Raw genomic sequence first — 7,661 nt, 5'->3', positions numbered from 1 at the left:
GTGAAGCCGCATATACGTTCTTTTCGTCAAAACTGATTGTTGACAACAACCCTGGGGCCATATACGTATAGACCAAAGCAGAATACGGGAAAATAATGATCTCGTCTATCATCCCCGTATTTCACTGCGCTTCATACAGGCTGCTATTGAAGATCAAGGAAACGAAAATCTTGCAACAACAAAAACTCCAACAAGGCCATCCGCATAGCGACGCCGTTACGTACTTGTTGAAGGATGACAGATTGTTGGTTATCTGCGACATCAGAATTAATTTCGACTTCGCGGTTGACGGGACCCGGATGCATAACAATGGCATTGGGTTTTGCAGAATATAATTTTTCAGATGTCAATCGAAAAGATTCGCGAAAAGCGTCGATATCGACAGAATGATCATGCCGTTCCTTTTGCAAACGAAGGGTGACAATAACGTCGCTGTTAAGGAGACTTGGTTTTAATTCGGTGAATTTTTTAATCGAGCCATTCCTGACCTTGTCAGGCAATAATGACAATGGACCTACTAATCGAATTTCCGGAACACCCATCGTGATTAAGCCGTCCATTAATGAGTTTGCCACTCGAGAATGACGAATATCGCCAATAATCGTGACACACAATTTATTCCAATGTGGTTTGTGTTGCTTTATTGTCATTAAATCAATTAAAGCTTGTGAAGGATGTTGATGATTACCGTCACCCGCGTTGATGATGACACCTGAGGATAATTGTTTTGCTATCTGCTCCGGTTTTTCATTTTCAGAATGGCGTACAATGAAAAAATAAACACCCACCGCTTCTAAAGTTTTAATCGTATCAAAAAGAGTTTCCCCTTTATTTATTGCCGAAATTTTAAGATTAGGGTTAAGAACAATGGCGCCCAAACGTTTAGCCGCAATTTCAAAGGAGTTACGTGTTCGTGTACTTGGTTCAAAAAATAAATTGGCGACTACGTGCCCTTTTAATGTCTCAAAGACCGAATTTTTTTCCACGCCCTGAGTTAAAAAATAATTTGCTCGTTGGATAAGGTTTTCAATATGATCGCGTGTGAGTGAACGCATATCTAATAAATGTAAAGGAAGTTCATTCATTTTTTTTGTTCCTGCAACCACTGTTCTAGAATAAGTTTAGCGGCATAATTATCGAAATGTTGGGGTCGTTTTGTCAGTCCCTGCTCGTACCATTGCCTTTTCGCTTCGATCGTTGTGAGTCGTTCGTCAACCATATAGACGGGCAGGCCAAACCGCGTTTGCAATTTGCGCGCAAATTTGCGCGTAGGGAATGTAAGTGTTTGTTCGGAGCCATCCATATTGTAGGGAATGCCAACAACGAGCGCGTTCGTATGCCAAGTCTCAATGAGAATTTTAATTTTTTCCCAGTCAGGAACGCCATCTTGAGCCTTCAAAATTGCAATCGCATTCGCGGAATGCGTTACGTTTTGGCCAACGGCAACACCAATGCGTTTCATCCCGAAATCAAATCCGAATGCGATGAGATTTTGATTAGGCATGCCCAATCTGGCCAGAAAGCTGATTAATATCAACTCCGATGAGCGCTGCTGCTTTTTGCCAACGACTTTTTAAAGGAGTTTCAAAAAGAATCTTGCGATTAAAGGGCACCACTAGCCAATCATTACGGACAATCTCATTTTCCAACTGCCCTGCTTCCCAGCCGGCATAGCCAAGGGTGATTAAAAAATCATCCGGGCCTTTATTTCTAGCAATGTCATCCAACATATCTTTCGATGCCGAAAGCAAAATTTCCGCCCCTTGAGCTGATTCCTGTTCATAAACAATGAAACCATGTTCCTGACCGATAGGTCCTCCCATCAAAACAGGGTGATTGGCAATTTGCGGTTGGACGATTTCAATATTTAAGTGCTCCAAAACTTTTCCTAAAGTCAACGCCAACGGTCTATTAATAATTATTCCCAACGCGCCTTTCGCATCGTGTTGGGAGACATAAATCACCGCTTTAGTAAAAGTAAAATCATTTAATTGGGGCATAGCGACGAGAAAATGATGGGACAGGATATTTGTCTTTACCATAATGACGCTAAGTATGCGCGGATCTCCCGAGAGTCGCAACTCTCGATTCCAATTACTTCTGCCAAAAGCGGCTATTCAATACGGCGATAATTTGCCATAATGGTCCCTCATTAAAATGAGATAAAGGAACAGCTATGGAGCAAATTGCTGCACGAGTTACCTATATTAACCTTTCTCCTAATGAGTTGATTCAACACGCCGTAAAAAATGGCGAGGGCGTGTTAAGTTCCACCGGAGCTTTAGCGGTTACTACTGGGAAACGCACGGGTCGATCACCGAAAGATCGTTTTATTGTCAAAGATGAGCAAACCGCCGATCAAGTGGCGTGGGGCAATATCAATCAGCCTGTTGAACAACGCACCTTTGACCAGTTGTGGGAGCGAACGCTGCGGTATCTTTCTGAACGTGCTGTTTATATTTCGCATTTGCAAGTAGGGGCGGACGATAATCATTTTCTGCCACTTAAGGTGCTCACCGAGTTTGCGTGGCACAATTTATTTGCGTGTGATCTTTTTATCCGTCCTTCTCGCGATCATGCGAATAAGAAACCGTCCTGGGTTATTTTAAGTGCCCCCGAGTTGAAAACCGATCCTGAGCGGGACGGCGTGAACAGTGATGGTGCGGTAATGATTAATTTATCACGGCGCCGTGTGTTATTGGTGGGCATGCCCTATGCGGGTGAAATGAAAAAAGCCATGTTTTCCGTGCTGAATTATCTTTTGCCACCGCACGATGTTTTACCGATGCATTGCGCCGCTAATGCTGGCCAGTCGGGCGATGTTGCACTATTTTTCGGATTATCAGGAACGGGTAAGACCACCTTGTCGGCTGACCCTCATCGATTTTTAATCGGTGACGACGAACACGGTTGGAGCACCACAAGCGTTTTTAATTTTGAGGGCGGATGTTATGCCAAGTGCATTGATTTGTCACAAGAACGAGAGCCGATGATTTGGAATGCGATTCGGCACGGCGCTATTATGGAAAATGTGGTTTTAGATGAGAATGGCGTTCCCGATTATGCGGATGCGCGGCTAACCCAAAATTCGCGTGCCGCTTATCCGCGCGAGCACATTCCGTTTCGGGTGGAAAATAATAGAGGGCGCCCCCCCGATGCCGTCTTATTTCTAACTTGCGATCTCGATGGCGTTTTGCCAGCCGTGGCGCTGCTCACGAAAGAACAAGCAGCTTATTATTTTTTAAGCGGGTATACCGCTTTAGTGGGCAGTACGGAAATGGGCAGCGTAAAGGGCGTCACCTCCATCTTCAGTACTTGCTTTGGTGCACCATTTTTTCCACGCCCTCCGACAGTCTATGCTGAATTATTAATGAAACGTATTGAAGCAACGGGCTGTCAAGTTTACCTCGTTAATACTGGCTGGACAGGTGGCGCTTATGGTAAAGGAGGTAAGCGTTTTTCCATTACCACGACACGAGCGGTTGTTAACGCTGTTCTAAGCGGAAAACTCAAAAAGGGGTCAACAGAAGTGTTGAGCGGCTTTAATCTCACCATTCCAAAATCTGCTTTAGGCGTGGACGATCATTTATTAAATCCCCAGAAGACCTGGGAAAACGTTAGCGCCTATGCTGCAAGAGCCCAGCTATTAATCCAAAAATTCCGTGAAAATTTTAAAAAATTTAAAGTGCCTGCTGCCATTCGGGAAGCCGGACCGTCTGATGTCCATTAGCGAAAATATTAAAAGAATTACTAGCGAAATCCGCCAAGCGGAAAAAGAATTTAGTCGCTCACCTAATTCGGTTTCGCTTTTAGCGGTGAGTAAATCGCAATCTCTTGATAAGATAAAAGCGGCTATTGCAGCAGGACAAAGACAGTTTGGTGAAAATTATTTGCAAGAAGCGTTGGTGAAAATAAATGCGTTGCGCGCTCATTCATTGGAATGGCATTTTATAGGCGTAATTCAAACTAATAAGACGCGCCTCATTTCCGAAAATTTTGATTGGGTGCAAAGCGTTTCTCGTTTGGAAGTTGCTTCAGCATTAAATCGTTATCGACCTGTGGAATTGGCGCCATTGTCTATTTGCATTCAGATAAACATCAGTGAAGAAAAAACCAAAAGCGGCATAGACTTAACCCATTTATCAGAATTTGCAAAAGCAGTTAATCAGTTTGATCGTCTGAGATTGCGAGGTTTAATGACGATACCGGCTTATCACAAAGATTTTAATGCGCAACAGGCCATATTTGGAACGTTGAAAGAAGCACAACAGGAATTAATAAAGAAAGGGTTGCCATTGGATGTCTTGTCATTAGGAATGTCGCACGACTTTCGCGCGGCTATCGCAGCGGGGAGCACGATGGTTCGTATCGGAACAGGAATTTTTGGTCCTCGGGAAAATAGATGAATACTTCCAATATTACTTTTATCGGCGGCGGAAATATGGCGCGCAATATCGTGGTAGGATTAATTACCAACGCTTACGAGCCAAACCGTATTTGTGTCACTAATCGAAGTTTGGATAAATTAGATTTCTTTAAGGAAAAGTGTGGAGTCCATACTACTCAAGATAATCGTCAAGGAGCTTTGAACGCTGATGTGGTTGTGTTAGCCGTTAAACCTCATCAAATTAAAATGGTTTGCGAGGAATTAAAAGATATTTTAAGCGAAACGAAAATTCTTGTAATTTCCTTAGCAGTAGGCGTTACCACACCACTCATTGAAAAATGGTTAGGCAAGCCTTCAGGTATTGTGCGTGTTATGCCCAATACACCTTCCTCGATAAGAGCCGGTGCTACAGGTTTATTTGCAAACGAGACTGTGAGCAAAGACCAAAAAAATCTAGCGGAATCGATCATGTGTGCGGTGGGGTTGGTAATTTGGGTTTCGCCTGAGGAGCAAATTGAAAAAATAGCTGCACTTTCGGGTTCGGGCCCTGCTTATATTTTTTTAATTATGGAGGCACTTCAAGAGGCTGGAGAGCAATTAGGTTTAACGAAGGAAACAGCGGAATTGCTTACGGAACAAACAGTTTTGGGCGCGGCTCGTATGGCACTTGAAACGGAGCAAAGTGTAGTACAATTGCGTCAATCTGTAACGTCGCCGGGTGGCACCACGGAGCAAGCGATCAAAGTATTGGAATCAGGAAACCTTCGTAAATTATTTACTAAAGCGTTAACAGCCGCGGTTAATCGCGCTAAAGAATTATCGAAAACGGTAGATCAATGATGACAGCATTCACTAATGCCGGAATATTTTTAGTCGGCCTTATTTTTAATCTTTACATTATTATTCTCATGTTGCGCCTCTTGATGCAAAAATTGGGAGTGAGTTATTACAACCCCATTTCCCAAGTGGTTATTCGGTTAACCAACATTTTTGTTTCTCCACTGCAACGTATCATTCCAGGATTTAAGGGGTTCGATCTCGCGATCATCTTATTGTTAATATTATTGGAATTTATCCAAGTGTTATTATTGTTCTGGTTGGGGGCGGGGTATCTACCCAAATTTAGCGGATTAGTAATTATTGTTATTGCCAGATTGGGTAATAAATTCCTAAAATTATATTTCTACGCCATCATCCTTCGAGTAGTTATGAGTTGGATTGCATCTTTACAACATAATCCTATCGCGGAGATTATTTTTCTAATCACTGAACCTTTAATGAGACCGATACGGCGATTAATACCATCTATCGCAGGATTTGATTTCTCGCCCATCGTCCTTTTAATTTTACTGGAATTAATCTCTATTCTTGTTTTCAGACCGTTGATTGAATTCGGCATGCAACTGGCTTTAATGTAAAGTTATTTTTGCGTTAAATTTAAAAAAAGAAATCTCCGACGCTTGCGCCGGAAACAAGAGCGATGGGAATTCCAAAGAGAAACAATGCAATGCTTCCCTTTGGTCACTGTCCGCGCGGGCTCCCCGCGCAGGCGTCAAAATGGGTAAAATATCAATCGCTTGCAACCGAGATTCAAATTGAACCGATAAAAACGATTACAATCCCTAAAGGCGCGACATACCTTACCAAAAAATGCCAAATCGAATAGATTTCTGAAGGAACTTCTTTTTGGGTTATTGTTTTTTTCATCACCCAACCGGCAAAAATAGCAAACCCTAGCCCGCCTAGCGGTAAAATAATATCGGTGTCAGCAGGTTGGTGGAAATATCAAAAATAGTTAACCCGTGATTTAATATTCTGCCAGCGATTAAACGAAAACACAGAACCGGATATAACCAATACCAGGCCGTTAAACCAATAATGATGGCCGCATAATAAGTGCGTTTTAGACCCAAACGCTGCGTTAAAATAACGACAAAGGGTTCTGCGAGGTTAATTGATGAAGTCCAGGCGGGGCAATAGCAACAATAAAAAAATAAACCGCCGATGAACCAGCCGGAGGACAAATGAGCTAAGATAATAGGGAAAGTGACATACATTAAACCCGGTCCGGCATTTGGCGGTAAATGATAAGCAAAAACAATAGGAAATATCGCAAGTCCCGATAATATCGCTACTAACACATCTAAGCTCGCAACGACTAAAACGGTTTTACCCAAATTAACATCTCTTGGAACATAAGCACCATACATAGCCATTGCACCGGCGCCAAGCGCTAATGTAAAAAAGGCATGTCCTAATGCGGCTATAACCACAGGAGCCGTTATTTTTGAATGATTAAAATCAAATAAAAAATGAAAGCCTTTATTAAAATTTCCATATGAAAAGGGAAAAGGCATAAATAACTAAAATAAATAGAATAACGTATAACGCTGGCATCATAAATTTCGTGGCCTTTTCTAGCCCGTGCTTGACGCCTTTTGCAAGCACAATCATAGTTAAAAACATAAAAGTAGAATGCCAACCGAGCAGATGCCAAGGATTAGCTAAAAATCCCTTCCACATATCGGTTATTTGCGCGGGATCTAGTTGATAAAATTCATTGGAAAAACTTTTAACAAGATAAGCAACGCTCCAGCTGGCAACCACGCTGTAGAAAGACAGAATGAGTAATAATAAGGGCTAGTAGCGGCCCCCCTAGCCAGCCCAGTAAGCCCCATTTACGGCTGTGGTTAGATTCTTGTTCCAGCGTAATTAAAGCATCGACAGGATTCTTGTGAGAACCTCTACCAATTAAAATCTCCGCTATCATAATAGGGAGTCCAATAATAAAAACAAATATCAAATAAATTAAGAGAAAGGCACTCCCACCATACATTCCCGCCATATAGGGGAACCGTCAAATGTTCCCTAAACTCACTGCGGCACCGGTGGCCGATAAAATGAAAGCTAGTTTTGAAGACCATCGCTCGCGTACTACGTTTACTGAAGTTTCAACTCGCACCATTTCCTCGCTTTGTGTTCCGGCTAAGAGTATTCTAATTTTGACACTACAGTTCTGTCAGTCCCGCCTGCTGCGCGAGAATGACGAACTCAAAGGTAGAATTGTACGTTAAATGTTGGGGTATAATTGAAAGTGTAGGTTAGGCCGCCTTGCGGGCCCAGCAGCAAAGTAGCCTGTATGAAGCGCAGTGAAATACGGGGATGATAGACGAGATCATTATTTTCCCGTATTCTGCTTTGGTCTATACGTATATGGCCCCAGGGTTGTTGTCAACAATCAGTTTTGACGAAAAGAACGTATATGCGGCTTCAC

Annotated in this window: 7 protein-coding genes and 1 pseudogene; 4 read left to right on the top strand and 4 right to left on the bottom strand. The window is 42.6% G+C overall.

Annotated features, from left to right (window positions below; genetic code table 11):
* Positions 1–143: 143 nt before the first annotated feature.
* From OWO34_RS09420 to OWO34_RS09410, 3 genes are read right to left on the bottom strand one after another with little or no spacing between them, the layout of a single operon-like run.
* Entirely contained in the window at positions 144–1,085 is a 942-nt protein-coding gene (locus OWO34_RS09420; RefSeq protein WP_267257307.1) for an aspartate carbamoyltransferase, read from the bottom strand.
* Positions 1,082–1,504 (bottom strand): Holliday junction resolvase RuvX, encoded by a 423-nt coding sequence (gene ruvX, locus OWO34_RS09415; protein ID WP_267257306.1) that lies wholly within the window; start codon positions 1,502–1,504, stop codon positions 1,082–1,084. Before ruvX ends, OWO34_RS09420 begins: the two co-directional genes overlap by 4 nt.
* A complete protein-coding gene (locus OWO34_RS09410) occupies positions 1,497–2,081 on the bottom strand; it encodes a YqgE/AlgH family protein (protein ID WP_267257305.1) in 585 nt (194 codons plus the stop codon). Before OWO34_RS09410 ends, ruvX begins: the two co-directional genes overlap by 8 nt.
* A gap of 95 nt (positions 2,082–2,176) precedes the next feature.
* On the opposite strand from OWO34_RS09410, the gene OWO34_RS09405 reads away from it, so the two are divergent.
* Genes OWO34_RS09405 through OWO34_RS09390 form a run of 4 tightly spaced genes read left to right on the top strand, consistent with a single transcriptional unit; the run spans position 2,177 to position 5,805 of the window.
* Positions 2,177–3,730, top strand: coding sequence for a phosphoenolpyruvate carboxykinase (locus OWO34_RS09405; RefSeq protein WP_267257304.1), 1,554 nt, complete (start codon positions 2,177–2,179; stop codon positions 3,728–3,730).
* Positions 3,720–4,406 carry a YggS family pyridoxal phosphate-dependent enzyme gene (locus OWO34_RS09400; RefSeq protein WP_267257303.1) on the top strand — a complete coding sequence of 229 codons (687 nt, stop codon included), beginning with the start codon at positions 3,720–3,722 and terminating at the stop codon, positions 4,404–4,406. Before OWO34_RS09405 ends, OWO34_RS09400 begins: the two co-directional genes overlap by 11 nt.
* On the top strand, positions 4,403–5,227 hold the full coding sequence (gene proC, locus OWO34_RS09395; RefSeq protein WP_267257302.1) for a pyrroline-5-carboxylate reductase: 825 nt from the start codon (positions 4,403–4,405) through the stop codon (positions 5,225–5,227). The genes OWO34_RS09400 and proC overlap by 4 nt, the downstream gene beginning before the upstream one ends.
* Complete coding sequence (locus tag OWO34_RS09390; protein ID WP_267257301.1) at positions 5,224–5,805, top strand: YggT family protein; 582 nt, start codon at positions 5,224–5,226, stop codon at positions 5,803–5,805. Before proC ends, OWO34_RS09390 begins: the two co-directional genes overlap by 4 nt.
* A gap of 172 nt (positions 5,806–5,977) precedes the next feature.
* On the opposite strand, the pseudogene OWO34_RS09385 reads toward OWO34_RS09390, so the two are convergent.
* Positions 5,978–7,352 (bottom strand): annotated as a pseudogene (locus OWO34_RS09385) (sodium-dependent transporter).
* Positions 7,353–7,661 lie beyond the last annotated feature (309 nt).

This window comes from Coxiella endosymbiont of Ornithodoros maritimus, assembly GCF_907164965.1.
GTDB lineage: Bacteria > Pseudomonadota > Gammaproteobacteria > Coxiellales > Coxiellaceae > Coxiella.
Note: the sequence above shows the minus strand (reverse complement) of the source record. Positions and strands in the feature narration are given on the sequence as shown.